Source organism: Streptantibioticus ferralitis (genome assembly GCF_029223525.1).
Classification (GTDB): Bacteria; Actinomycetota; Actinomycetes; order Streptomycetales; family Streptomycetaceae; genus Streptantibioticus_A; species Streptantibioticus_A ferralitis.
Genome location: NZ_JARHTQ010000001.1, coordinates 532,423 through 557,336, shown reverse-complemented (window position 1 = coordinate 557,336; position 24,914 = coordinate 532,423). Strand labels below are relative to the sequence as shown.

Here is a 24,914-nt window from a genome sequence, read left to right as displayed (position 1 = left end):
TCAGGCCCCCGGGCCCCCTTTTCTGGGCTGTGCCCCGGGCCCCGCTTGGGGTTGCCCCGGGCCCCGCTTGGGGCTGTGCCCTCTGGCCCCCGGGGGAACTCGCCTGCTGATGTGGGGCGTTGGCGGTGTATGGGGATGGTTGGCGGGTTGTTGGTTCCCGTTGCACGATGGGGCGCCTCGACGGGCCGGGATAGATCTGGAGGCGGGGACGGCCAGGATTCGGCGGTGGCCCGCGCCGTAGCCGATCAGGCGGCCTGGTGGGTGGGGGCGGGTTCGGGGGTCTGCTCGGTGGTGGACGCCAGCTCCGCGTCGACCATCTTCTCCATCGGATCGGCCGCGACGGCCCCGGCGACCAGGCATGCCAGCACGATCGCGGCGATCAGCAGCACGTTCGAGAGCCAGATCATGGTCGACACCGGCAGAGTGAAGGCGCCGATCACCCGCGCCACGCATTCGGCGAGCAGCATCGCCCCCCATATGAGGGTGAAGGTCCGCTCCAGCCGCCGGAAGCGTGCCGACGAAGCAGCGAGCCGGTCCGCGGCGGCGGCCCGCGCCGGGTTGCCCTTGACCAGCCAGGGCCGTATCCCGGCGGACAGCAGCGGCTTGCCCGCGAAGGCGGAGGCGATGAGGGCGATCGCGAAGACGCTGCTCGTCCCGGAGTCCTTCGCCACCATGATCCGGGGATTGCCGCTGATGAAGCTCAATCCGATGCTGACCGCGTTCACCACGAGTATCAGTGCGGCCACGCCGTTGAGCGAGCGGTTCCGCAGCAGTCCGTACACCGTGCGGATGGCCGGAGGAATGCTGCTCAGGGCGAACGACAGCACCAGGCCGACTCCGAAGGCGTCGTGCAGCAGGTAGTACGTGCCGAGCGGCAGCGCCACGTCAAGGACGATCGGCCTGAAGGTGTTGACCAGCTCCTGGCGGGGGGAGTAGCTGGTGGTGGTCTCGGTCATCTCTGCCGCCTTCGCGTCGTAAGGGCTCGGGATCGTGGTCCCAGATTCGCGAATGCGGTGGTGTCGGCGGCAGTGTCGCCGCTCCATCTTTGGACGGGACAAATGTCATGGTCGGCGGGCAGCGGAATGCACGCTACCCGCCGACACGATGTCACTGGTCGCAGTCCCGCGGGCTGATCGACCAGATGCCGCGCCCGTGGGTGGCCGCGTACAGGCGACCGTCGGGGCCGAGCTTGACCTGGAGCACCGCGACGGCCGGGAGCCGGCCGACCCGCTTCCAGTTCGTGGCGTGCGGTGCCCGGTACAGGACGCCCAGGTCGGTGGCGGCGACGAGGCCGCCGCTCGGCAGGGCGAGCACCGAGTCGGCCGGTACGTCCGGCAGGTCCGCCGAGATGTCCGACCAGGTCACACCGCCGTCCTTGGACTCGTAGAGGTGCCCGAGACCCGCGCCGGCCCCCGAAGTCCAGTGCCGGGAGAAGCCGTTGACCGCGAGGTAGACGTGGTCGGCGTTGGCCGGGTCGAGGGCGAAGCCCGCCAGATAGCGGTTGGGCACCGTGCCCTGGGCGCCGGTCGCCGGCAGGTTCAGCTGGTGCCAGCCGGTGCCGTCCGCGTTGCCCACGGCGATGCCGCGGGTGAAGCCCACGCTGTCACACGGCCCGCACCAGGCCGCGTACACCTTGCCGCCCTCGGCGGCGACGGCCGTCGCGGTGTGGCCCGGGCCGAGGTCGAAGGCGCTGGTCCACTCCTTCGGGTCACGGATGGCGTAGCCGTGGGTCTGCACCCAGATGTGACGGCCGCCCGCGACCCAGGTGTTGCCGTTCTGCACGTCGGTGGTGAGCGGAGCGATGAAGCGGGCCTCGCTGGTGGCGTTGTCCGGTGGCGCGACCGCGTACGAGGTGGCTTTTGACGGATCGTTCTGCCAGGCGCCGTTGTTCACCGCGCAGTTCTGGGTGACGTTGACCGCCAGGTAGACGTACTCCTGGGCGATGTTGCAGCCGTTGGCCGGATCGGTGAGCGTGTCGCCGCCGTCACCGCCGAAGTTGGAGCCCATCACGGTGTCTTTTCCGCGCAGCTCCGACTGGCCGTTGTCCTGCAGGCCGCCGGTGACCGAGACGCCGCCGAAGTCGTGGTCCGTGCCCACCCCCACCGAGTAGTACTGGAGGGTGTCGATGGTGCCGTCGTTGAGCGAGGTCCAGTCCGTGGCGTGGCCGGAGGCGTCCTCGCTGCCGTTCAGTGGTCGACGGTAGATACCGCCGTCGTTGCCCGCGTAGAGGTAGCTGTGGCCGTGGTAGCCGCCGACCGCCACCGCGTGCTGGTCGGAGTGCGTGGTCTGGTGGCAGTCACCGGTCTGCTTGGCCGGATCGATGTTCCAGCAACGGAAGTTGAAGTTCCAGTACGGGCCGACCGCCGACCACTTCGTGCCGCCGTCCTTGGACTCGAAGACCTCCTCGAGCCCGGCGTAGACATGGTTGGGGTCATTGGGGTCGACCTGCAGGAACTGGTTGTACCAGGCCTGGATGCCGACCATGTCCTTGGCCGCCGTCAGCGCGGATCCGGAACCGCTCAGCGTCTTGTAGTCCGTCACCTTCGTCCACGGGCCGAACGGGGACCCGGACGGGGAGACGAAGATCCCCGCCAGTGAGCTGTTCGGATCGCCCCCGCCCAGCTGCGCCGGAGACTCGTCGATCGCGTAGTAGCGGGATCCGTCGGCGGCCCTGGCGAACGTGACCGAGCCCACCTGGTCGCTGCCGGTGGGCAGATCGCCGAGCGCGCTGACCCGCTGCCAGGAGCCGTCGGCGTCCTTGGCGTAGAAGCCGTTGTAGGTGTCGCCGCTGCGCCAGCCGACGGCCAGCAGGACCTTGGTGGGGTTCTTGGGGTCGATCGCGATGTCGGTCGTGATGTTCTTGTACGGGGCGTGGCGGTCGCTCGCCTGCGCACCGCCGGGGAGATAGGCGGGGTTCGGTGCGAACTCCAGCTTCCACGGCCCGCGCAGATCGGTAGAGGAGTGCGACCACACGCCGTGGCTGGTGGCCGCCCACACCCTGCCGCCGCCGAAGCGCAGTTCGTGCACGGTGGTGCTGTCCAACTCGGCGCCGCCGACCCGGTCCCGGGCGCTGAACGCACCGTGCCGGGGGTCGCGCAGCACGTAGACACCGCTGCCCAGGAACGCGTCGGAGCTGGTGGACGCCTCGCCGGTGCCCAGCCACAGATGGCCGTGGTCGAGCGCCAGCGCACCCGTGGACTGCGACGGCAGCGCGTCGCTGATCGGCTGCCAGCGGCCCCCGCCGGTACGCGACCGCCAGACGCCGCCCCCGGCGCTGCCCCCGTAGACATAGCCGTCGTTGTCGGCGGCGAGGGCGGCGGTGCGGCCGGTGACGTTGCCCGAGCCGCCACTGGAGTTGGAGTCGGTGTCCCGGTAGCGGGGGTCGTCGGAGTTGTAGGTGAGACCGGTGACGTGCCGCCAACGTCCGCCGGTGCTGGGCAGTTTGTTCAGTGCGTTCCAGGCTGAGCCGTAGGCGCCGGGGGCCAGGGTGCCGGGTGAGGTGCGGGCCTCGGCGTACTGGGCGGCGCCCTCGGCTATCGCATCGGCCTCGCCGCCTCCGTCGTCGAACGGGGTGATGGCGTGGTTGCGGTGCGGATTGCCGTAGGGATCGGGTGCCTTGCCGTGGCCGGTGGCTGCTCCGGCCGGTACGCCGATGAGCGCCGCGCCGGCGGTCACGGCGCAGACCATGAGCCATCGTCTCGTGCGGTTTGGGCGGGTTGCTGCTCTCAACAAAACCTCCCCGAACGGGCGTTGGAAGGACGCCATGGCGGCTGTCACCACCACTGGTGGTGTCGTTGCCGCAGACCCGATCACGGGAGGCGCGGTGTGGGGGAGCGGGGAGTCGTAACTTGACCCAAATTTTGACAGAGGTCAGTCAGTCGGGGGGCGGCGCTAGAGCGCGGTCAGCGTGATCTCCGCGGCCTTGACGCTGACCCAGATCTCCTCGCCCTCGGTCAGGGCGAGTTCGGCCGCCGCGGCGGTGGTGATCTCCGAGATCACGTCCAGGCCGTCCGCCGTGACCAGGACGCGGATCCGCGCGCCGAGCGCGGTCAGTTCGCGTACCTGGCCGCGCCAGACGTTGCGCGGGCTACCCGCCGGGCGGGCGCGGTGCAGCGATACGGCCTCCGGCCCGGCGACGGCCAGTGCGTCGGCGGGGGCGCCGTCGCCGCCGGGTAGCGGCTCGGCCGCCATCAGGCGTGCGCCGCCCGGGAGTTCGAGCACCGAGCCGCTGGCCTTGCCCGGCCAGGCGTTCCGCCCGAGCATCCGGGCCACCCACGGCGAGCGCGGATGCCGGGACACCTCCGCGGGCGGTGCGTACTGGACCGGGCGTCCGCCCTCCAGTACGAGCACCTGATCGGCGAGCGAGACCGCCTCGACCGGGTCGTGCGTGACGATCAGGCAGACACCGGGGAAGCCGGCCAGATGCTTGCGCAGGGTGTGCCGTACATGGGCGCGCGTCGACTGGTCGAGCGCGGCCAGCGGTTCGTCGAGCAGCAGCAGGCGCGGACGGGCGGCCAACGCGCGGGCGAGCGCGACGCGTTGGGCCTGGCCGCCACTGAGCCGCCCCGGTTTGCGGGACGCCAGATCGCCCACCGCCAGCCGGTCCAGCCAGGCCTGCGCCTCGGCGCGGGCGGCGCGGCGGGGCACGCCCTGGGCCCGTAGGCCGTAGGCGGTGTTGCCCAGGGCGGTGAGGTGCGGGAAGAGCGCGCCGTCCTGCGGGACCCAGGCCACATGGCGTTTGTGCGGCGCCTGCGCGGCGACGTCCTTGCCGCCGAGGGACAGCCGGTCGGCGGTGGCGAGTGGCGTCAGTCCGAGCAGCGCGCGGAGCAGGGTGGTCTTGCCCGCGCCGTTCGGGCCGACCACCGCGATCGTGGTGCCGGGCTCCGCGGCGAGGGCGAGCCGGGTGAAGCCCGTCACCTCGGCGGTGAGCGGCCAGTTCTCCTCCGGGGCCGCGGGGCGCCCGGCCGACGGGTCGCCGAGCGTTCCGGATCCGTCTTCCTCCCGGGCGACTTCGCCTGCGGGCTCGGTGTGGACCACCCCCGTGCCGGGCTTGGCGCCCGTCCAGTTGCCCCGCAGCGCGATCAGTACCGCCATCGCCACCGCGAGCAGCAGGAGCGACACCGCCGTCGCGCCCTCCGGGTCGTCCTGGAGCATCAGGTAGACCTGGAGGGGGAGGGTCTGGGTGACTCCCGGGAGGTTGCCCGCGAAGGTGATCGTCGCCCCGAACTCGCCCAGTGCGCGCGCCCAGCACAGTGCGGCGGCGGCGACCAGGCCGGGGGCCGTCATGGGGAGCGTCACGGTGAAGAAGGCGCGCAGCGGGCGCGCCCCCAGCGAAGCGGCCGTCTCCTCGTAACGCGGGTGGAGGGCGGTCAGCGTGCCCTCCAGGCTGATGACCAGGAACGGCATCGCCACGAACGCCGCCGCGACCACCGCGCCCGGAGTGGAGAACGGCAGGGTCACCCCGAACCAGTTCTCAAGTACCGGCCCCAGCAGCCCCCTTCGGCCGAAGCCGAGCAGCAGGGCGACACCGCCGACCGTCGGCGGCAGCACCATGGGCAGCATCACCAGGGCGCGTACCAGCGTCTTGCCCGGAAAGTCGACCCGGGCCAGCACCCAGGCGAGCGGTACGCCCACGACCACCGCGAGCGCCAGCGCCCAGAAGGAGACGGTGAGGGACAGGCCCAGCGCCTGGGTGACATCGGGGGCCGTCAGCCGGGACGACAGGCCTGACCAGGGAGCATGGGCAAGCACACCGGCCAGCGGCAGCGCCAGGAAGGCGACCGCGGCCATCGCGGGGAGGGCGAGGGCGAGCGGGGCCCGCCTGGGCAGGCGCCGCGCTGGCCGGTGGCCGGTCATGGCTGCTGGAAGCCCGCGGAGTGCAGGAGCGCCTGGGCCTGCGCGGAACTCAGCCACTTGACGAAGTCGGCCGCAGCGCCGGCGTTCTTGGAGCCGTTGAGGGTGGCGGCCGGGTAGGAGGCGACGGCGTTCTGCGCGTCCGGGATGGTGACGGTGCCGACCTTGCCCTTGGCGGACTCCGCGTCGGTGAGGTAGACGATGCCCGCATCGGCCTCGCCGAGTTCGACCTTGCTCAGTACCGCGCGGACGCTGGCCTCCTCGGAGACCGGCTTGACGTTGACGTGCTGGGCGGCCAGGACCTTGGCACCGTAGTTGCCCACCGGGACCTGCTTGGCGGCGAGCACCACCTTGAGGTTGGAGTTCGACAGGTCGCTCAGGCCCTGGATCTTCTTGGGGTTGCCGGGCGCGGTCGCGATGGTGAGCCGGTTCTTGGCGATGACCGTCGGGGTGCCGGTGTCCTTCTTGAGCCCGTCCATGGTCTTGGTGTCGGCGGTGACCAGCGCGTCGGCCGGAGCACCCTGGCTGACCTGCGCGGCGAGGTCCTGGGACCCGGCGAAGGAGAACTTGACGGTGGTGCCGGGGTGGGACTTCTCGTACGCCGCGCCCTCGGCCTTGAAAACATCGGTGAGGGAGGCGGCGGCGAGGACGGTGAGGGTGGTCTTGGCGCCGCCGCCGCTGCCGCTGGGGGAGCTGGCGCTGGACTTGCTGCCGCCGCAGGCGGCCAGCGGCAGCAGCAGTGCGGCGGCGACCGCTGGCAGGGCGACGCGACGAGCGAAGGTCTGAGGCATGGGACCACTCCGGGGGCTGCACATCAAGTGCGGTCGATATGGGCGTTGGTGGACTTCACTCGGGCCACGGCTTCCATGCCGACTTCGAAGCCCGACTCCTCGGCGGCCTCATGGGTGAGGAGGGAGACGAGGCGGTGCGACCCCGCCTGGATCGCGGTGCGACCGGGCTGCCTGACTGATGATGTGGGACCGCATATGCGGCACGTTAGATCCGGGGCACTCGCATCTGCAACAAACTTCGGGCGATGGGACCGGCAGATGCGACACCTGTCGTAGGAAGCTCTATAGGAGGCCCTTGCGGGTGAGGTGGTTGAAGGCCAGCCAGCCGGGCAGCACCGGCAGCCAGAAGGTCGCCAGCCGGAACAGCAGCACCGCGGAGAGCGCCTGCCCGCCGGGCATGCCCAAGATGATCAAAGCGGTGGAGGTGGTCGTCTCGATGGCGCCGACACCGCCCGGAGTGGGGATCGCGGAGCCCACCGCGTTGGCGGTCAGGAAGACCACCGCGATGTTCGCGTAGCTCAGCGAGGTGTCGCCGAAGGTGCGGATCGACGCGTCCAGGCAGGCCACGTTCACCAGCGTCAGCAGCAGGACACCGGCCGCGCCGGTGGCCAGCTTCTTCGGCCGCTGCAGCAGGTCGAGCATGCGCGGCACGACACCGGCGAACAGCGACCTCAGCCGGCTGGAGACGAACTTGCGCAGCTGCGGTACCGCCGTGACGACCAGCACCAGCACGGCGGCGGTCAGCAGCCCGGCGATCACCGTCCGGGAGGTCGACAGCGACGGTGTCCGCTGGGTTCCGGTCAGATAGCCGAAGGTCGCCAGCAGCATGATGTGGCCGCCGAGCGAGGCCAGTTGGGACGCGCCGACACTGGCCACGGCGAGGCCGGGGCGGACCCCGTTGCGTTGCAGGAACCGGGTGTTGAGCGCCACACCGCCGACCGCCGCGGGCGCGACCAGCTTGACGAAGTTCCCCGCCACCTGCGCCAGAACCGTGCGGCCGAACGGCACCTTCTCCGGGACGAAGCCGAGCAGGTTCATCGCCGCCGGGATGTACGTCGTCGCGGACAGTGCCAACGCGGCCGCCACCCAGGCCCAGTTGGCGTGGCCGATCAGCTCGCTCCACTTCAGCTGCGCGAACTGCGACAGCAGGAAGTACGCGGCGATGGCCCCCGCGATGAAGCTGACCAGGGTACGGGCCTTGAAGCGCTCCAGCCGGGCCGGTTGCACGGGGGCCTGCGGCCGGATCTGCAGCACCTGCTGCCGTATCTGCGACAGCAGGTCCTCTTCGCGGGCCGCCTCCAGCGCCTCTTCCATGGCGCGCTTCTCGGCCTCCTTCTCGGCCTTCCGCTGCGCCTTGGCGACCTTGCGGTCCTCGGACAGCTGCCCGGGTTCCACGGTTTTCTTGATGCGGGTGGCCTCGATCACGGCCGCCCGCTCACGCTCCGCCCGTTCCTTGGCCAGCTGCCGCAGGGTGGCGCGGGTGGAGCGGCTGAGCGCGATCGGCTGCAGCAGCGGCAGGCTGTCGGCCACCGCGTCGGGGCCGAGGATCCGCACCGCCGAGGCGACGGACCGTTCCGGGCCGACGCGTAGCGCGAAGGCGGTCAGCAGCTGCGCGATGTCCATCCGCAGCACGATGTCGCCCGCCGCGATCTCACCGCTGCGCAGATCGGTCACGTAGATCGTGCCGGAACGATCCACCAGCAGTGCCTCGCCGACCAGCCGCCGGTGCGAGATGCGGCGCGACTGCAGCGCCCTGACCTGCTGCCACGCGCCGTCCAGCACCTCGTCGGTGATCTCGTCGTCGGTGAGGCTGTCCAGGGAGCGGCCTTCGATGTGCTCGTAGACCAGCATCACCGCGTCCGGGCCGAGCTCGGAGGTGGCGATCAGTTTGGGGGCGTGCGCTCCGGCGGAGATCGCCGCGTAGGCGAGCAGCGCCTCCTGTTCCAGGGCCTGGCGCAGCGACTGGAGGCTGCGCCGCTCCTCGTTGACACCGCGTAGCTGGAGCCGTCTCCAGACCCGGTAGAAGAAGCCGTGTGCCTGCTGCTCACGGTCGACGACCGTGATGTCCAACGGCGGGCCGTCCTCCAGGGTGACCAGGTAGCGGCGGCCGCGCTCGGAGTCGGCGGTCTCCGGGCCGTCGTCGAGCCGCTGCGCGGTGACCGGGCTGAAGCCCACCCGCTGCAGACCGGCCAGCAGCGTCCGTCCGGTGGGCCGGACGTTGGGCGAGCCGACCGCGTAGACGGTGCCGTAGGCGACCGTCCAGCCGATCAGCACGGTGGTGATGATCGAGAACGGTGTGGTGTAGCCGCCGACCAGGACCGCGAAGGCGTCCAGCACCAGGACGAACCACAGCGCCACCCGCCAGCGCGGTCGGCGGGCCATACCCACCGCGGTCATATAGGCGATGACCGGTGCCAGATAGCCGTGCACCGGATCGGTGATGCCGCCGCTCGGCGCGGTCCTGGTGAGCGCGTCGCGGATGGCGGAGGGCGCGGAGCCGGTGACCCAAAGATCACCGGCGAGCGAGACGCCGTGGGCGAGCACCGCGGCCAGCACACCGTCGGCGACCCGCAGCCCGTCCCGTTTGATCAGCCGTTCCACGGCGAACGCGACGGGCACGATCAGTACCGCGATGCTCGCGGTGAAGCCGGCGATGGTGGTCAGGATGGAGGGCGCGTGCCGGGCGCCGTTCGCGATGTCGTTGGCCACACCGGCCGTGGTGCCGTGCGCGAAACCGGCGATCGCCAGGACGATCCCGACCCCGAGGATGCCCATCAGGAAACGGAGCAGATCCGCCGGGCGGTGCACCCGGGCGGCCAGCAGTGGTTCGTCGCCCGCGAGCTCGTCGACGTGCTCGATGGCGGGCGGCCCGCTCATCGGGTGCGCGCCGGACGGTAGCTGCGCCGGTCCGACCGGGTGCTGCTGCGCGGCGGTGGCGGCCCGGACGGCCTCGGCGACGGCGCTTGCGGGGGGTTCGGGCTGCGGGGGGTGATCGGCTTGGTCCACGTCGTCTGCTCGGTCGGCGGGCGGGGGCGGGCTGTTCTCGTCCGGCCGCGAGGGCATGGTGTCGCCGTCCCCGTGGTCGAGGCCGGGTCGCTCAGGGGAGCGAGTGGGGTCATCGGCCGAGGCTGACGGCGGTTTCGGCGCCGGGGACCCGGCCTGCGCCCGACCATCCGTCGCCCTGGTCGTGGGCAGCCCTGAAGGGGCGCGGAGCGCCTCCTGCGACTCCTCGCCCGGCTCTCCGGCCGTTGGTTCATGATCTCGTATCACCAGTCACCGCCCGGAAGATGGTGGCATGGCCGGACCTCGTATGGGGGCATGAGGGGGCATTCCGAGGGCGTGCACCCCGGATGGTATGCGCCTGTGTGCTGCGATGCGCGGCCGGGATGGCGCTCTGGGGCGGGCCGCCGGGGCTGTCGGTGGGGTGCGGCAGGATGAGGGACGTGAGCGAGAACCGGTTTCCGGAGGAGCCCGCAGAGCTCCCCGAATACGCGGAGCGGGTGCTTGGCGTCGCCGAGATGATTCCGTCCGGCAGGGTGATGACCTACGGCGACGTCGCGGAGTGGCTGGAGGAGGGGGGACCCAGGCAGGTGGGCCGGGTGATGGCGCTGTACGGCGGCGCGGTGCCCTGGTGGCGAGTGGTGCGGGCGGACGGTGCGCTGCTGTCCGGACACGAGCTGCGGGCGCTCGCGCACTATCGCGAGGAGGGCACCCCGCTGCGCCCCGCCGGGCGCGCCGCCGATGACCACGTACCGCGGTTGGACATGGCACGGGCCCGCTGGGGCGGCCCGGAGGAGGGCCCGGCCCACGGGACGGACGGGGGCGGCTGACGACTGGCTGCTCACACCATCCAGCTTCCGCCATCCGGGCGTCCGCCATGCCGGGTGCCGCCCGTACGGAGTAGCGCCTTCGGCGGCCGCCCGCCGTTGTCCCCGAACGGGTGAGGCGGTTGATTGCCGCGGGATTCCCGGGACGGGGGCGGAGCCGTGGGAGGAGGCTGAGGGGCAGAGCCGCGATGAACCGCCCGAGGCGCGTCGCGTAGCGTCAGCGGCAGTCTCCGGACCGCGCCAGCGCGCCCAGTACCACCATCCACGGAACCGGAACCGCCGATCCACGTGACCTCCTCGTCCACTCGCCCCGCCGCCGACCGGCCCGCCCGCACCCCGGCCGTCGGCGGCTACCGGCTGGTCCGTACTCCGCCCGCACCGTCCGTGCTCCCTGTTCTGGACGCCCGGCAGCGCGCTGTGGTTGACCATGCGGGCGGGCCGCTTCTGGTCCTCGCCGGTCCCGGCACCGGCAAGACGACGACGCTGGTGGAGGCGGTGGCGCACCGTGTGCGCCAGGGCACCGACCCGGAGCGGATCCTTGTGCTGACCTTCAGCCGCAAGGCCGCCATGGAGCTGCGCGACCGTATCGCGGCCCGGCTCGGCGGCGCCGGTGCGCCGCGCGCCACCACCTTCCATTCCTTCGCCTACGGCTTCGTCCGAGCACACCAGGACCCCGAGCTGTTCGCGTATCCGCTGCGCCTGCTGTCCGGTCCCGAGCAGGACCTGGTGGTACGGGACCTGCTGGCCGGCCAGGCCGAGCTGGAGCGGGCCGGGCTCGGCACGGTGCGCTGGCCCGATGAGCTGCGCGCCTGCCTGACCACGCGGGGCTTCGCGGACGAGGTGCGCGCGGTGCTGGCGCGCAGCCGTGAACTCGGCCTGGGGCCCGGTGAGCTGACCGCCTTCGCGGCCAGGACCGGGCGGCCCGACTGGACGGCGGCGGCCGGATTCCTCGCCGAGTACCTCGATGTGCTCGACGCCCAGGGCGCCATCGACTACGCGGAGTTGGTGCACCGGGCGGTGCTGCTCGCGGAACGGCTGGGGCCGGGCGCCGCGCGGTACGACGCGGTGTTCGTCGACGAGTACCAGGACACCGATCCCGCGCAGCTGCGGCTGCTGCGGGCGATCGCGGGCGGCGGCCGGACCCTGGTGGCCTTCGGCGACCCCGACCAGTCCATCTACGCGTTCCGTGGCGCCGACATCAACGGCATCCTGGACTTCCCCACCGGCTTTCCCCGGGCGGACGGCCGCCCGGCCCCCGTCGAGGTGCTCGGCGTCTCCCGGCGGGCGGGCACCGAGCTGCTCGCCGCGACCCGCCTGCTCACCCGCAGGATGCCGCTCACCCGCCTCCCGGCCGAGGCGGTGCGGGCACACCGCGAGCTGGCGGCGGTACGGGACGGCGGCCGGGTGGAGGCGGTCACGTATCCGACGCCGGGCGCCGAGACCGACAACATCGCCGACATCCTGCGCCGTGCGCATCTCGAGGACGGTGTGCCGTGGCGGGAGATGGCTGTCCTGGTCCGCGCGGGCGCCCGCTCCCTGCCCGGCCTGCGCCGGGCCCTGACCACCGCCGGGGTGCCGGTCGAGATCGACGGCGATGACCTTCCGCTGCGCCAGGAACCGGCGGTCGCGCCGCTCCTCCTGGCGCTACGCGCGGCAGCCCGCGCCGCCCTGACCCCGGCCGCTGACGCAGCCGGGGTCCCCCACGCCCGCCCGGCCGCCGACCAGACGACACCGGCTTCTGAGCCGGGGACCGCCTCGACGTCGGGCACATCTGTCACGCCGAACCCGGAGGCCGCCCCCGCGCCGGAGCCCGCTGCCGCGGACGCATCCACCACACCGGACCCGGCCCCGGCCGCCGCCCCTGACCCGGACGCACCCGTCTCGCCGGACCCGGTCCCGGAGGCCGATCCCGCCCTGGGAGCTGCCGTCGCGCCGGGCGTACCCGTCTCGCCGGACCCGGACCCGGACCCGGACCCGGACCCGGACCCGGACCCGGACCCGGAGACCGACCCCCAGCCGGGAGCTGCCGTCGCGCCGGGCGTACCCGCGTCGCCAAACCCGGACCCGGAAGCCGCCCCCCCGGCGGGAGCCGAATGGCTCCCCGTGGACGACGCGTTGAGCCTGCTCACCTCGCCCCTGGGTGGGATGGATGCCGCCGAACTGCGCCGACTGGGGCGGGCGTTGCGTGAGGAGGAGCGGGCCGCAGGCCACCCCGTGCCACGGCCGTCGGACGTACTGCTCGCGGAGGCGCTCGCACAGCCGGAGCGGCTGGTCGCACACGATCCGTCGGGTGCCCGGCGCGCCCACCGGCTGGGCTGCCTGTTGCGCGAGGCGCGCGAGATCCTGACCAGTGGCGGGACCGCCGAACAGGCGCTGTGGCGCCTGTGGTCCGGTACGCCGTGGCCGGACCGGCTGGAGCGCTCCGCACTGCGCGGCGGCGCGGCGGCCCGTAACGCCGACCGGGATCTCGACGCGGTCTGCGCGCTGTTCGAGACCGCGGCCCGCGCCGAGCAGCGCACCGGTGGCCGTGGCGCGCTGAACTTCCTGGAGGAGTTGGACGCGCAGGACATCGCGGCGGACGTGCTGTCCCGCCGTACGGTCCGCCCGGAGGCGGTCAGCTTGATGACCGCCCACCGCAGCAAGGGACTTGAGTGGCGGCTGGTGGTCGTGGCGGGCGTACAGGAGGGCCTGTGGCCCGACGTCCGGCGCCGCGGCTCGCTGCTCGAAGCGGACCGCATCGGCCGCGACGGACTCGCCGAACCCCTTCCGGTGGGCGCGTTGCTCGCCGAGGAGCGGCGGCTGTTCTACGTCGCCTGCACCCGTGCGAAGGAGCGGCTCGTCGTCACCGCGGTCAAGGCCGCGGCTGACGATGGAGATCAGCCGTCCCGTTTCCTGTCCGAACTCGGCGTCGAGCCGCTCAACGTGACGCACCGGCCCCGCCGCCCGCTCGCCGTCGCCGCGCTGGTGGCCGAGCTGCGCGCGACCACCGTCGACCCGGCCGCCTCGGCCACGCTGCGCGCCGCGGCGGCCGCCCGGCTCGCCCGGCTCGCGGCACTGCGCGACGACGAGGGGTACGCCCTCGTACCCTCCGCGCATCCGGACCGTTGGTGGGGCCTGTACGAGCCGACCCGCGCCACGGCTCCGCTGCGCGACCGCAACCGGCCGCTGGCGCTGTCCGGCAGCGCGCTCGACCAACTCGTCAACACCTGCGCCCTGCAGTGGTTCCTGGGCCGGGAGGTGAAGGCCGACGACCCGTCGACCGCCGCCCAGGGCTTCGGGAACGTCGTCCATGTGCTCGCCGACGAGGTGGCCACCGGCCGTACCCCCGCCGCGCTCGACGTGCTGATGGCCCGGCTGGACTCTGTCTGGGACGCGCTTGCCTTCGACGCGCCCTGGAAGTCGCGGCAGGAGCGGGAGCAGGCGCGCGCCGCGCTGGAACGCTTCCTGCGCTGGCATGTCATGGAGCGCGGCCGGGAACCGGTCGCATCGGAGCACGGTTTCGACGTCACCCTGGAGGCGGGCCAGTACGCGGTACGGATCCGCGGCAGCATGGACCGGGTGGAGCGGGACGCCGAAGGACACGTCTACGTCGTCGACTTCAAGACCGGCAAGGGCGCGCCTCCGACCGCCGCCGAGGTCGCCCGCCATCCGCAGCTCGCCGTCTACCAACTCGCGGTCCGCGAGGGCGTGTTGGGTGACGGCGCCGCGGAGCCGGGCGGTGCGGAGCTGGTGCATCTGCGCCAGGGGGCCACGAAGAAGGAGGGCGGAGACGCCGTGCCGAAGGTGCAGTCCCAGCCGCCGCTGGATGGCGACTGGGCCGCCGACCTGCTGGTGACCGCCGCGGGCAGGGTGCTGGACGAACGTTTCGCCCCCACCCCCGGTCAGCACTGCGACCGCTGCACCTTCCGCCGGGCGTGCAGCGCCCGGCCCGAGGGGCGGCAGGTGGTGGAGTAGCGGCCGACCGGCGTCGGCTGTCAGTCCCGCCCGATAGCCTCACTGGGGTGTCTTCCCGTATCACCGACCCCGAGCAGCTCAAGGAGCTCCTCGGCATCCCGTTCACCGCGGAGCAGATGGCGTGCGTCACCGCGCCCCTCGCCCCGAACGTCATCGTGGCCGGGGCCGGGTCGGGGAAGACCACCGTGATGGCGGCGCGGGTGGTGTGGCTGGTCGGCACCGGGCAGGTCGCGCCCGAGCAGGTGTTGGGGCTCACGTTCACCAACAAGGCGGCGGGTGAGCTGTCCGAGCGGGTGCGCAAGGCCCTGGTGCAGGCGGGCGTCACCGATCCCGATCCGGCAAACCCGGACGATGTGCCCGGAGAGCCGCGGATCTCGACGTACCACGCCTTCGCCGGACAACTGCTCAAGGACCACGGACTGCGCATCGGCCTGGAGCCCGACGCCCGGCTGCTGGCCGATGCCACCCGCTACCAGTTGGCCACCCGCGTACTGCAAGCCGCGCCCGGCCCCTACCCGGCGCTCACCAAGGGACTGCCCGCGCTCGCCGCCGATCTGCTCGCGCTCGACGGCGAACTCTCCGAGCACCTGGTGCCGGTCTCCGAGCTGCGCGCGTACGACACCGCCGTCGCCGAGCGGCTCGGCCCGCTCGATCCGGAGCGGCGCGGCTTCGCGTGGGTACGGGATGTGGCGCCCGCCGTGCGGGGCCGCACCGACCTCGCGGGCCTGGTCGTCGCGTACCGGCAGCAGAAGACCCGCCGCGGCCTGATCGACTTCGGTGACCAGATCGCCCTGTCCGCGACGCTTGCCCGTACCCGTCCCGAGGTCGGTGCGCTGCTGCGGAACGAGTTCGCCGTGGTGCTCCTCGACGAGTACCAGGACACATCGGTGGCCCAACGGCTGCTGCTCGCCGGGCTGTTCGGCGGCGGCACGGGCCATCCGGTCACCGCGGTGGGCGACCCCTGCCAGGCGATCTACGGCTGGCGTGGCGCCTCCGTGGCCAACCTGGACGACTTCCCCGCGCACTTCCCGGCCGCCGACGGCAGCCCGGCCCGCCGCTATTCGCTGAGCGAGAACCGGCGCAGCGGCGGTCGGCTGCTGGACTTCGCCAACGAGCTCGCGGCGCCCCTGCGGGAGCGGCACGCGGGCGTGGCCGCCCTGCGCCCGGCGCCCGGCGCGGAGCGCGACGGTGTGGTGCGGTGCGCCCTGCTGCCCACGCAGTCCGAGGAGATCGACTGGCTCGCCGACTCGATCCGCCATCTGACGGCGACGGGCACTCCGCCCGGCGAGATAGCCGTGCTCTGCCGCACCGCGGTCCAGTTCGCCGACATCCACGCCGCGTTGGTGGAACGGGATGTGCCGGTGGAGGTCGTCGGGCTGTCCGGACTGCTGCATCTGCCGGAGGTCGCCGACCTGGTCGCCACCTGCCAGGTGCTGCACGACCCCACCGCCAACTCCGCCCTGGTCCGGCTGCTGACCGGTCCGCGCTGGCGGATCGGCCCGCGCGATCTGGCACTGCTCGGCCGTCGCGCGCGCCTGCTCGTACGGTACGGGCCAGGGGAGCGCGATCAGGACCGGCTGGCGCAGGCGGTCGAGGGGGTCGACCCGGCCGAGGTCGTCTCGCTCGCCGACGCTCTGGAGACCTTCCTGGGCGCGGAGGGCCCGGACGACGGGCTGCCGTTCTCGGCGGAGGCCAGGGAGCGGTTCGCCCGGCTCGCCACCGAGATACGTGATCTTCGGCGTTCGTTGGCCGACCCGCTGATGGACGTACTGCACCGGGTGCTGGCGGTGACCGGCCTTGAGGTCGAGCTGTCCGCGTCCCCGCACGCGCTCGCCGCCCGCCGCCGCGAGACCCTGCAGTCCTTCCTGGACATCGCCGCCAACTTCGCCTCGCTGGACGGTGAGGCCACGTTGCTGGCCTTCCTCTCCTTCCTGCGCACCGCCGAGCAGTACGAGAAGGGGCTGGACAGTTCGCTGCCCGGCGGCGACAACACGGTCAAGGTGCTGACCGCGCACAAGTCCAAGGGCCTGGAGTGGGACGTGGTGGCCGTACCGGGACTGGTGCGCGACGCCTTTCCCAGTACCAAGGTCCGTGAACTGTGGCCCTGGCACGGCAAGGTGCTGCCGCACGCGTTGCGTGGGGACGCCGCCACGCTGCCCGATGTCACCGAGTGGACCAAGAAGGGGCTGGACGCGTTCAAGTCGGCCATGAAGGAGCACAACACCACGGAGGAACTCCGGCTGGGGTACGTGACGTTCACCCGCCCACGCTCGCTGCTGCTCGCCTCCGGGCACTGGTGGGGCCCCACCCAGAAGAAGCGGCGCGGCCCGTCCGACTTCCTTGGGCGGCTGCGCGCGCACTGCGAGGCGGGCCACGGCGAGATCGAGCAGTGGGCGGAGGAACCGGCCGCCGACGCGGAGAACCCGGCACTGGAGCGCGGTACCGACCACGCCTGGCCGCTGCCACTCGATCCTGACGCGCTGGACCGTCGCCGCCAGGCCGCCAAGACCGTGCTGGCGCTCCTGGACGCGCCACCCGAGACGGGCGCGTACCACGCGGACTGGCCCCCGCCGCCGACCGACGACATCCATGGTCTCGTCCCGGACGAGGACCTTCCGCCGTACCCGCCGTACCCGCCGGACGAGGACTTCCCCCCGGACGAGGATCTTCCGCTGGCCGAAGACCTCTTCCCGTTTCTGGACGGTGACTTCGCTGCGCAGGAGGGTGACTTCGTTGCGCAGGACGGCGACTTCGCTGCGCCGGACGACGGCTGGGACGACTGGTCGACATCTCGCCCCATACCGGCGCAAATCCATCACGACCCGGACCGCGACCCGGACCACGGTCCGGCCGCCGGGCCGGAGGGCGGTGTCCGCGAGCACCCGTGGGCCGTCTCCGGCGACGGCCTCACGCCGGAGGAGGCCCGGCTGGTCGAGTCCTGGGACCGGGACCTCGGCGCGCTCGCCGGAGAGCTGCGGCGCGCCCGCGCGACCGTACGGGACGTTCCGGTGCCGCCGTCGCTTTCCGCCTCGCAGCTGTTGCGGCTCGCCGCCGCCCCCGACGACTTCGCCCGGGAGCTGGCTCGTCCCATGCCGCGCGAGCCGCGGCCCGCGGCCCGGCGCGGCACCCGGTTCCACGCCTGGGTCGAGTCCCGCTTCGAGGAACTCCCGCTGATCACCTTGGACGAGCTGCCCGGGCTGGAGCCGGACAGCGACGAGGAGATCACCGACGAGCGGGACCTCGCGGAGCTCAAGGAGGCGTATCTGCGCACGCCTTACGCGACCCGTAGTCCGTACCGCGTGGAAGCCCCCTTCGAACTGGCCCTCGCCGGGCGCGTCATCCGCGGCCGCATCGACGCCGTGTACCGGGACGGGGACGGCTTCGAGCTCGTCGACTGGAAGACCGGCCGGACGCCGTCCGCCGACCCGCTGCAATTGGCGGTCTACCGGCTGGCCTGGGCCGAGCAGCACGGCCTGCGGCCGGAGCAGGTGACGGCCGCGTTCGTGTACGTACGCACCGGGCAGGTCGTCCGCCCGGCCGACCTGCCCGACCGGCCCGCGCTGGAGCGCTTGCTGTCCGGCGAGGCCGCTGACGACCCGGCGGGGTGAAGTGCTCGGATCGTCCCCGTTAGGCTCACCGCATGAGCACCGCACCGGACAACGCCGTCCGCGCGTACATCGAAGCGCACCGCGCCGCCTTCCTCGACGATCTGGTGGAGTGGCTGCGGATCCCTTCCGTCTCCGCCGATCCCGGGCGGGTACGGGATGTGGAGCGCAGCGCCGAGTGGCTCGCGGCAGAGCTCAGCGCCACCGGCTTCCCGGTCGTGGAGGTCTGGCAGACCGCGGGCCTGCCCGCGGTCTACGCCGAGTGGCCGTCCGGTGACCCCGCCGCCCCGACCGTCCTGGTCTACGGCCACCACGACGTCCAGCCCGCCGCCCGGGCGGACGGCTGGGACAGCGAGCCGTTCGAGCCGGTCGTCCGGGACGGACGGATGTACGCCCGCGGTGCGGCCGACGACAAGGGCCAGGTGTTCTTCCACACCCTCGGCGTACGGGCGCACCTCGCCGCCACCGGTCGCCACGCGCCCGCCGTCAACCTCAAGCTGCTGATCGAGGGCGAGGAGGAGTCCGGCTCCCCGAACTTCGCCGCCCTGTTGCGCGAGCGCGCCGAACGCCTCGCCTGCGACGCGGTGATCGTCTCCGACACCGGTATGTGGTCCGCGGACACCCCGACCGTCTGCACCGGCATGCGCGGTCTCGCCGACTGCCAGGTCGACCTGTACGGGCCCGACCAGGACATCCACTCCGGCTCCTTCGGCGGCGCGGTGCCCAACCCGGCCACCGAGGCGGCCCGGCTGGTGGCCGCCCTGCACGATGAGGACCGCAGGGTCACCATCCCCGGCTTCTACGACGATGTGGCCGAACTCACCGACCGGGAGCGGCAGCTCTTCGCCGAGCTGCCCTTCGACGAGGCCGGCTGGCTGCGCACCGCCAAGTCCCATGCGGCACTCGGCGAGTCGGGGTACACCACCCTGGAGCGCATCTGGGCCCGTCCGACCGCTGAGGTCAACGGTGTCTACGGGGGCTACACCGGACCCGGCGGCAAGACCATCGTCCCCGCCTCGGCTCATCTGAAGCTGTCGTTCCGGCTGGTCGCCGGGCAGGATCCGGCCAAGATCGAGCAGGCGGTACGGGACTGGGTGGCCGACCGGCTGCCCGCCGGGATCCGGCATGAGATCACCTTCTGGGGCGCCACCCGCCCCTGTCTGACCCCACTGGACCACCCCGCGCTGCGCTCCACGGTGCGGGCGATGGAACGGGCCTTCGGTAAGACCGTGCGGTTCACTCGTGAGGGTGGCTCGGGGCCCGCCGCCGATCTGCAGGACGTGCTCGGTGTCCCGGTACTTTTCCTGGGAATTTCCGTGCCGTCCGACGGTTGGCACTCAGTGAACGAAAAGGTCGAACTCGATCTGCTTCTCAAGGGTGTGGAAACCACCGCGTACTTGTGGAGCGACCTGGCCGAGAATTGGCAGCGCTGAGCACCCCTGTGATCTGCTCGTGCTCGGCTGAGCGAGTAACCATCCATGCGATACGGGGAGTTGGAAGCCGTCTTGTCCGTAAGTGACCTGCCCATCGCCCCGGGCACGGAGAACCCCGCAGCCATCGGCATGGTGAGCGGCAAGCCGCTCCCGCTCGCCCGTCCCGGTATCGACCGGGCCGCGCACCACCGCCTCGACGAGGCCTGGCTGGCCGCCGCCTGGAGCCACCCGTCCACCTGGGTCCTGGTGGTCTCCGGCGGTCAGGTGCTGGTCGAGGACACCCCCGACGGCCGTACCGAACTCGTGCTGGTGCCGTCCTTCGACGCGCCGGTGACCGAGAAGCACCGCTACTTCCTGGGCACCGACGAGCAGGGCGTCAGCTATTTCGCGCTGCAGAAGGACGCGCTGCCCGGGCGGATGGACGACGCCGCCCGACCGGCCGGGCTACGCGAGGTCGGCGGACTGCTCTCCGAGCGGGACGCGGGGCTGATGGTGCACGCCGTGGCGCTGGAGAACTGGCAGCGTATGCACCGTTTCTGTTCGCGGTGCGGCGAGCGGACGATGATCGCCGCCGCCGGGCATGTGCGCCGCTGTTCGGCGTGCGGCGCCGAGCACTACCCGCGTACCGACCCGGCGGTGATCATGCTGGTGACCGACGACCAGGACCGGGCGCTGCTCGGACGCCAGGTGCACTGGCCGGAGGGGCGCTTCTCCACACTGGCGGGCTTCGTCGAGCCAGGCGAGTCCATCGAACAGGCGGTGGTCCGGGAGGTCTTCGAGGAGGCGGGCGTCCAGGTCGGCGAGGTGTCGTATGTGGCCAGCCAGCCCTGGCCGTTCCCGTCCAGCCTGATGCTCGGCTTCATGGCCAGGGCCACGTCGTCCGAGATCAGGGTGGACGGCGAGGAGATCCACGAGGCCCGCTGGTTCTCCCGGGAGGACTACCGGCGTGCCATCGCGACCGGCGACATCCTGCCGCCGACCGGGATCTCCATCGCCGCCCGCCTGATCGAGCTGTGGTACGGCGAGCCGCTGCCGCGCGGCTGACCGCGTCAGACCCCTACCTTCGCCCTGACCTGGGCGAGGGAGGGGTTCGTCAGCGTGCTGCCGTCCGCGAAGAGGACGGTCGGCACGGTCTGGTTCCCGCCGTTCGCCTTCTCGACGAAGGCCGCCGACTCCGGGTCCTGCTCGATGTTGATCTCGGTGTACGCGATTCCCTCGCGGTCCATCTGGCCCTTCAGACGGCGGCAGTAGCCGCACCAGGTGGTGCTGTACATCGTGATGGTCCCCGGCATCGGTCCTCCTGATCTTGGTGGACGGCGCGCGTTTTCGGCATGGGTGATGCGCTGGGCCGCGGCCGTGAAGTGAGTGCAGTACTGGAACGCGCAACTATTGCGGACCATTCCCAGGAAGCTGCCCGACCGACAGTAGCCCGGCGGTAGACCGTCACATCAGGCCTGTGGACAACGTCACCTGTGGATAACTTTCCCGGGTGTTCCGGCAGACCTGGCAGCATGGCGGGGTGACTGCAGCAACGGACTTCCCTCTGTTCCCGGCCGTGCCGCCGTCGACCCAGTTCCCGGAGACGCCGGTGGGGGCCGACGCGGTGCTGGAAGGGCTCGACCCCGAGCAGCGCGCGGTGGCGACCGCGCTGCACGGTCCGGTCTGTGTGCTCGCGGGCGCGGGCACCGGTAAGACCAGGGCGATCACCCACCGGATCGCCTACGGGGTGCGTGCGGGCATAGTGCAGCCCGCCAGCGTGCTGGCGGTCACCTTCACCGCCCGGGCGGCGGGCGAGATGCGCGGACGACTGCGCCAACTCGGCGCGGGCGGTGTGCAGGCACGTACGTTCCACTCGGCGGCGCTGCGCCAGCTCCAGTACTTCTGGCCGCGCGCGGTCGGCGGCCCGCTGCCGCAACTGGTGGAGCGCAAGATCCAGTTGGTCGCGGAAGCGGCCGCACGTGGCCGGATCCGACTGGACCGCAATGAACTGCGGGATGTGGCGGGCGAGATCGAGTGGTCCAAGGTCACCCAGACGGTTCCGGAGGACTATCCGGCCGCCGCCGCCAAGTCCGGCCGGGAGGCCCCGCGCGACCCCGCCGAGATCGCCCGCGTCTACACCGCGTACGAGCAACTCAAGCGTGAGCGCTCGGTGATCGACTTCGAGGATGTGCTGTTGCTCACAGTCGGCGTGCTGGAGGAGCGGTACGACGTGGCCGAGCAGGTCCGCTCGCAGTACCAGCACTTCGTCGTCGACGAGTACCAGGACGTGAGCCCGCTCCAGCAGCGGCTGCTCGATCTGTGGGTGGGCGGACGCAACAGCCTGTGCGTGGTCGGCGACGCCAGCCAGACCATCTACTCCTTCACCGGCGCCACCCCCGACTATCTGCTGGGGTTCCGCAGCCGGTACCCGGACGCCACCGTGGTGAAGCTGGTGCGCGACTACCGGTCCACCCCTCAGGTGGTGCATCTGGCCAACGGTCTGCTGGCGCAGGCGCGCGGCCAGGCCGCCGCCCACCGGCTGGAGCTGGTCTCGCAGCGCGAGCCGGGCCCGGAGCCCGCCTTCACCGAGTACGCGGACGAGCCCGCCGAGGCCGAGGGCACCGCCCACCGCATCAAGGACCTGATCGCCAGCGGGGTCCGGCCCAGCGAGATCGCGATCCTCTACCGCGTCAACGCCCAGTCCGAGGTCTATGAGCAGGCCCTCGCGGACGCCGGAGTCCCCTACCAGCTGCGCGGCGCCGAGCGGTTCTTCGAGCGTCCTGAAGTGCGGGAGGCGGGACTGCTGCTGCGTGGCGCGGCCCGCGCCGGGGGAGGAGCGGGGGCGGGCCTGGACGAGGCCGATGTGCCGGCGCAGGTGCGAGCGGTGCTCGGTTCGCGCGGCTGGACCGCTGAGCCGCCCGCCGGTTCCGGCGCGGTCCGCGACCGCTGGGAGTCGCTGGCCGCCCTGGTCCGCCTCGCCGAGGACTTCGTGCGGGCCCGGCCCGACGCCACGCTCGCCGATCTGGTGGCCGAACTGGACGAGCGGGCCAATGCGCAGCACGCGCCCACCGTCGAGGGCGTCACCCTGGCCTCGCTGCACGCGGCGAAGGGCCTGGAGTGGGACGCGGTGTTCCTGGTCGGTCTCACCGAGGGCATGATGCCGATCACCTACGCCAGGACCGATGAGCAGGTCGAGGAGGAGCGCCGACTGCTCTATGTGGGCGTGACCCGCGCCCGCTGCCACCTCGCGCTGTCCTGGTCGCTGTCCCGTGCGCCCGGTGGCCGTGGTGGTCGCCGTCCGTCGCGCTTCCTGACCGGGCTGCGCCCGGGCTCGGCGCCGCGCGCCGGCGGTACGCGCGGTGCCGCACGGGCAGGTGTGGAACGGGGCTCTGGCGGCCGCCGCAGGCGCGGTCCGGTGCACTGCCGGGTCTGCGGACGCAGCCTGTCGGAAGCGGGCGAGATCAAGCTGATGCGGTGTGAGGACTGCCCCTCCGAGCTGGACGAGGGGCTCTACGAGCGGCTGCGCGAATGGCGCAGCGGGCAGGCGCAGGAGTTGGGGCAGCCGCCGTACTGCGTGTTCACCGACAAGACGCTGCTGGCGATCGCCGAGACGGTGCCGTCGGACCCGGCCGAGTTGAGCCGGATCGCCGGGGTGGGCGCCCGCAAACTGCAGCGGTTCGGTGCCGATGTCCTGGCGCTGTGCGCGGGGGATCAACCCGGCGCCGGGGACAGCGAGACCGGAACTGCACACTCCGCTAAAAGCCCTGATGGGGCTCCTGATGAGCCTGGTGAGGATTCGTTGGAAAAATAGTTTGCGCCCGCCGAGGGAATCCTCATAGCCTGCGGGAGCACGGTCACCGAGGCCCCTTCCAGGGGCTGAGGGTGCCGTGATGTACTGAACCAGCACGACTTCGCACGACCCAGTTCCATACGCCCTACGAGACGCCGAGAGGAGGCGAGCCCAATGACCAACATCATCAGCACCGTGAAAATGGCCGGTCGTCCGGCCATCGCCTCCTGCCTGCCCAGCTCCTCGGTGATCTCGGCCGCCGCCCTCCGTGGCAGCGGTCTGCGTGGAACCGGTCTGCTCGGCGTCATCAGCGAGCGACCGACCCAGGCATCCGCGGCTCTGGCGGCACAGGCCTACGCCTATGCGCCGTGGGCCAACGGTGCCGGACTCCAGCAGCGCGAGGCGAATAGCGACTTCGGCGGCTCCGCCGCCTTTGCCGAAGGCTTCGCGGCCGATGGCAACACGACCGTAGCGACGCAGCACCACCGCAAGATGCGGGCCTTCCGTGGGCTCAAACCCTGGAGAGATCCAGCCTGATCCAGCATCAGGTCGGCACCTTCCAGGGCCGCGGAACCCGCAAACCGGGATCCGCGGCCCTTCTGTTTGCACTGGTCAGACAGGTGAAGGGGCCTCGGAACAGCCGACCCGGTACCGACCACGTCCGGCCGACCGCCGGACCGACAGACGAGGAAACACAGACCGTGCACCCCGAATCGCACGCCCCGTCCGTACCGCCTTCCGAAACGATCCCCCCGCCCGCCAAGACCGCTTCTCCGGAGGTTCCGTTGCTGCCCCTCACCGCGCTCGACGACGAGATCGAGCGCCTCGGCGTACCCGTCCCGTGCCGGTCGTACGACCCGGAGGTCTTCTTCGCCGAGACCCCGGCCGACGTCGAGTACGCCAAGTCGCTGTGCCAGACCTGTCCGGTGCGTGAGGCCTGCCTCGCGGGCGCCAAGATGCGGCGCGAGCCGTGGGGTGTCTGGGGCGGTGAGCTGTTCGTGCAGGGCGTTGTGGTGCCCCGCAAGCGGCCGCGTGGCCGTCCGCGCAAGACCGAGGTCGTGGCATGAAGCTGCGTGCCGCCCTCGGAACCATCGACAACCCCCCGACGCACGACCCTCAGAAGCAGGCCCCGATGACCATGTCCGCCACCGATACAGCCGCCCGTTGCGCAGGCGCGGAAGGTACGCGCCAGAACAGGACCCCTGAGATGCATCTCATCCAAGAAGCCCTGGCCCGGGCTCATATGCAAGAACGCCTGTACGAGGCCGAGTCCGAACGGGTCGCCCGCCGCCTCGCGCAGGCCCGGCGGCTGCAGCGGCGCGCGGAGCGCGCCTCGCTGCGGGCCCGCCGCGCACTCGCCCTCGTGGTGATGCAGTAGGAGACACCGTCCCGCGGGACCGGTTCCTCACCGGACCGGTCCCGCGGTGCGTTGTGTCCCGTTCCGTCCGGCGGGCGGAGGTATCGTCAGTAGGTGGATCAGAAGACTCAGCAACCCGCTTCTGAAGACGCCGGCGCGCCATCGGAGCCCATGGTGTGCGCCTGCTGCGGGACCGTCGCCGAATCCCTGCCGATCACCTGGACCTGCTCCGTGGAGGGCGGTGCCCGCCGCTACTTCTGCGATGACTGCGCCCGCGCCAACATCCGCGGGATCGAAGGACGTCTCGACTCCGCCTGGTGGTAGC

The 24,914-nt window shown here is 72.0% G+C and carries 16 protein-coding genes and 1 pseudogene; 10 read left to right on the top strand and 7 right to left on the bottom strand.

The genetic code is table 11. From position 1 onward, the window contains the following. Positions 1-245 precede the first annotated feature (245 nt). The 6 genes and pseudogenes from P2L57_RS02500 to P2L57_RS02475 all read right to left on the bottom strand — a co-directional run bounded on the left by P2L57_RS02500 (position 246) and on the right by P2L57_RS02475 (position 9,707). Positions 246-956: a VC0807 family protein gene (locus tag P2L57_RS02500; RefSeq protein WP_275807379.1), complete on the bottom strand. Its 711-nt coding sequence runs from the start codon at positions 954-956 to the stop codon at positions 246-248. A gap of 151 nt (positions 957-1,107) precedes the next feature. Beyond that, positions 1,108-3,687, bottom strand: a complete 2,580-nt coding sequence (locus tag P2L57_RS02495; protein ID WP_275807376.1) for a WD40/YVTN/BNR-like repeat-containing protein — start codon at positions 3,685-3,687, stop codon at positions 1,108-1,110. Between the two features lie 204 nt (positions 3,688-3,891). Beyond that, positions 3,892-5,856, bottom strand: coding sequence for an ABC transporter permease (locus tag P2L57_RS02490; protein WP_275807373.1), 1,965 nt, complete (start codon positions 5,854-5,856; stop codon positions 3,892-3,894). Continuing rightward, on the bottom strand, positions 5,853-6,644 hold the full coding sequence (gene modA, locus P2L57_RS02485) for a molybdate ABC transporter substrate-binding protein (protein ID WP_275807370.1): 792 nt from the start codon (positions 6,642-6,644) through the stop codon (positions 5,853-5,855). Before modA ends, P2L57_RS02490 begins: the two co-directional genes overlap by 4 nt. A gap of 23 nt (positions 6,645-6,667) precedes the next feature. Continuing rightward, positions 6,668-6,796, bottom strand: a pseudogene (locus tag P2L57_RS02480) (MerR family transcriptional regulator); the annotation flags it as partial. Positions 6,797-6,926: 130 nt separating this feature from the next. Then, on the bottom strand, positions 6,927-9,707 hold the full coding sequence (locus tag P2L57_RS02475) for a lysylphosphatidylglycerol synthase domain-containing protein (protein WP_372515575.1): 2,781 nt from the start codon (positions 9,705-9,707) through the stop codon (positions 6,927-6,929). 371 nt (positions 9,708-10,078) lie between these two features. Here P2L57_RS02475 and P2L57_RS02470 point away from each other — a divergent pair, with 371 nt between their 5' ends. The 5 genes from P2L57_RS02470 to nudC all read left to right on the top strand — a co-directional run bounded on the left by P2L57_RS02470 (position 10,079) and on the right by nudC (position 20,507). After that, positions 10,079-10,474: an MGMT family protein gene (locus P2L57_RS02470; protein ID WP_303655807.1), complete on the top strand. Its 396-nt coding sequence runs from the start codon at positions 10,079-10,081 to the stop codon at positions 10,472-10,474. 285 nt (positions 10,475-10,759) lie between these two features. Next, entirely contained in the window at positions 10,760-14,425 is a 3,666-nt protein-coding gene (locus tag P2L57_RS02465; protein ID WP_275807367.1) for an ATP-dependent helicase, read from the top strand. Between the two features lie 47 nt (positions 14,426-14,472). Then, positions 14,473-18,033: an ATP-dependent helicase gene (locus P2L57_RS02460; protein ID WP_275807364.1), complete on the top strand. Its 3,561-nt coding sequence runs from the start codon at positions 14,473-14,475 to the stop codon at positions 18,031-18,033. Positions 18,034-18,065: 32 nt separating this feature from the next. Continuing rightward, positions 18,066-19,463, top strand: a complete 1,398-nt coding sequence (locus tag P2L57_RS02455) for a dipeptidase (RefSeq protein ID WP_275807361.1) — start codon at positions 18,066-18,068, stop codon at positions 19,461-19,463. A gap of 129 nt (positions 19,464-19,592) precedes the next feature. After that, positions 19,593-20,507 carry an NAD(+) diphosphatase gene (gene nudC, locus P2L57_RS02450; RefSeq protein WP_275807629.1) on the top strand — a complete coding sequence of 305 codons (915 nt, stop codon included), beginning with the start codon at positions 19,593-19,595 and terminating at the stop codon, positions 20,505-20,507. Positions 20,508-20,512: 5 nt separating this feature from the next. On the opposite strand, the gene P2L57_RS02445 is transcribed toward nudC, so the two are convergent. Then, positions 20,513-20,755 carry a mycoredoxin gene (locus P2L57_RS02445; protein WP_275807358.1) on the bottom strand — a complete coding sequence of 81 codons (243 nt, stop codon included), beginning with the start codon at positions 20,753-20,755 and terminating at the stop codon, positions 20,513-20,515. A 227-nt stretch (positions 20,756-20,982) separates the two neighbouring features. On the opposite strand from P2L57_RS02445, the gene P2L57_RS02440 reads away from it, so the two are divergent. The 5 genes from P2L57_RS02440 (at position 20,983) to P2L57_RS02420 (ending at position 24,913) form a co-directional block, all read left to right on the top strand. Next, positions 20,983-23,253: an ATP-dependent DNA helicase UvrD2 gene (locus P2L57_RS02440; RefSeq protein WP_275807355.1), complete on the top strand. Its 2,271-nt coding sequence runs from the start codon at positions 20,983-20,985 to the stop codon at positions 23,251-23,253. A gap of 153 nt (positions 23,254-23,406) precedes the next feature. After that, positions 23,407-23,769, top strand: coding sequence for a hypothetical protein (locus P2L57_RS02435; RefSeq protein WP_275807351.1), 363 nt, complete (start codon positions 23,407-23,409; stop codon positions 23,767-23,769). Between the two features lie 164 nt (positions 23,770-23,933). Continuing rightward, positions 23,934-24,299, top strand: a complete 366-nt coding sequence (locus tag P2L57_RS02430; protein ID WP_275807348.1) for a WhiB family transcriptional regulator — start codon at positions 23,934-23,936, stop codon at positions 24,297-24,299. After that, positions 24,296-24,610 (top strand): putative WhiB-interacting protein, encoded by a 315-nt coding sequence (locus P2L57_RS02425; RefSeq protein ID WP_275807345.1) that lies wholly within the window; start codon positions 24,296-24,298, stop codon positions 24,608-24,610. Before P2L57_RS02430 ends, P2L57_RS02425 begins: the two co-directional genes overlap by 4 nt. Positions 24,611-24,703: 93 nt before the next feature. Continuing rightward, positions 24,704-24,913: a hypothetical protein gene (locus P2L57_RS02420; protein WP_275807660.1), complete on the top strand. Its 210-nt coding sequence runs from the start codon at positions 24,704-24,706 to the stop codon at positions 24,911-24,913. The last annotated feature ends 1 nt before the right edge of the window (position 24,914 follow it).

Excerpts from the sequence above, each read along its gene's own strand:
- P2L57_RS02500 (WP_275807379.1), bottom strand. The coding sequence starts at position 956 with ATGACCGAGACCACCACCAGCTACTCCCCCCGCCAGGAGCTGGTCAAC.
- P2L57_RS02495 (WP_275807376.1), bottom strand. The coding sequence starts at position 3,687 with ATGGTCTGCGCCGTGACCGCCGGCGCGGCGCTCATCGGCGTACCGGCC.
- P2L57_RS02490 (WP_275807373.1), bottom strand. The coding sequence starts at position 5,856 with ATGACCGGCCACCGGCCAGCGCGGCGCCTGCCCAGGCGGGCCCCGCTC.
- modA (WP_275807370.1), bottom strand. The coding sequence starts at position 6,644 with ATGCCTCAGACCTTCGCTCGTCGCGTCGCCCTGCCAGCGGTCGCCGCC.
- P2L57_RS02475 (WP_372515575.1), bottom strand. The coding sequence starts at position 9,707 with ATGCCCTCGCGGCCGGACGAGAACAGCCCGCCCCCGCCCGCCGACCGA.
- P2L57_RS02470 (WP_303655807.1), top strand. The coding sequence starts at position 10,079 with ATGAGGGACGTGAGCGAGAACCGGTTTCCGGAGGAGCCCGCAGAGCTC.
- P2L57_RS02455 (WP_275807361.1), top strand. The coding sequence starts at position 18,066 with ATGAGCACCGCACCGGACAACGCCGTCCGCGCGTACATCGAAGCGCAC.
- nudC (WP_275807629.1), top strand. The coding sequence starts at position 19,593 with ATGGTGAGCGGCAAGCCGCTCCCGCTCGCCCGTCCCGGTATCGACCGG.
- P2L57_RS02445 (WP_275807358.1), bottom strand. The coding sequence starts at position 20,755 with ATGCCGGGGACCATCACGATGTACAGCACCACCTGGTGCGGCTACTGC.
- P2L57_RS02435 (WP_275807351.1), top strand. The coding sequence starts at position 23,407 with ATGACCAACATCATCAGCACCGTGAAAATGGCCGGTCGTCCGGCCATC.
- P2L57_RS02425 (WP_275807345.1), top strand. The coding sequence starts at position 24,296 with ATGAAGCTGCGTGCCGCCCTCGGAACCATCGACAACCCCCCGACGCAC.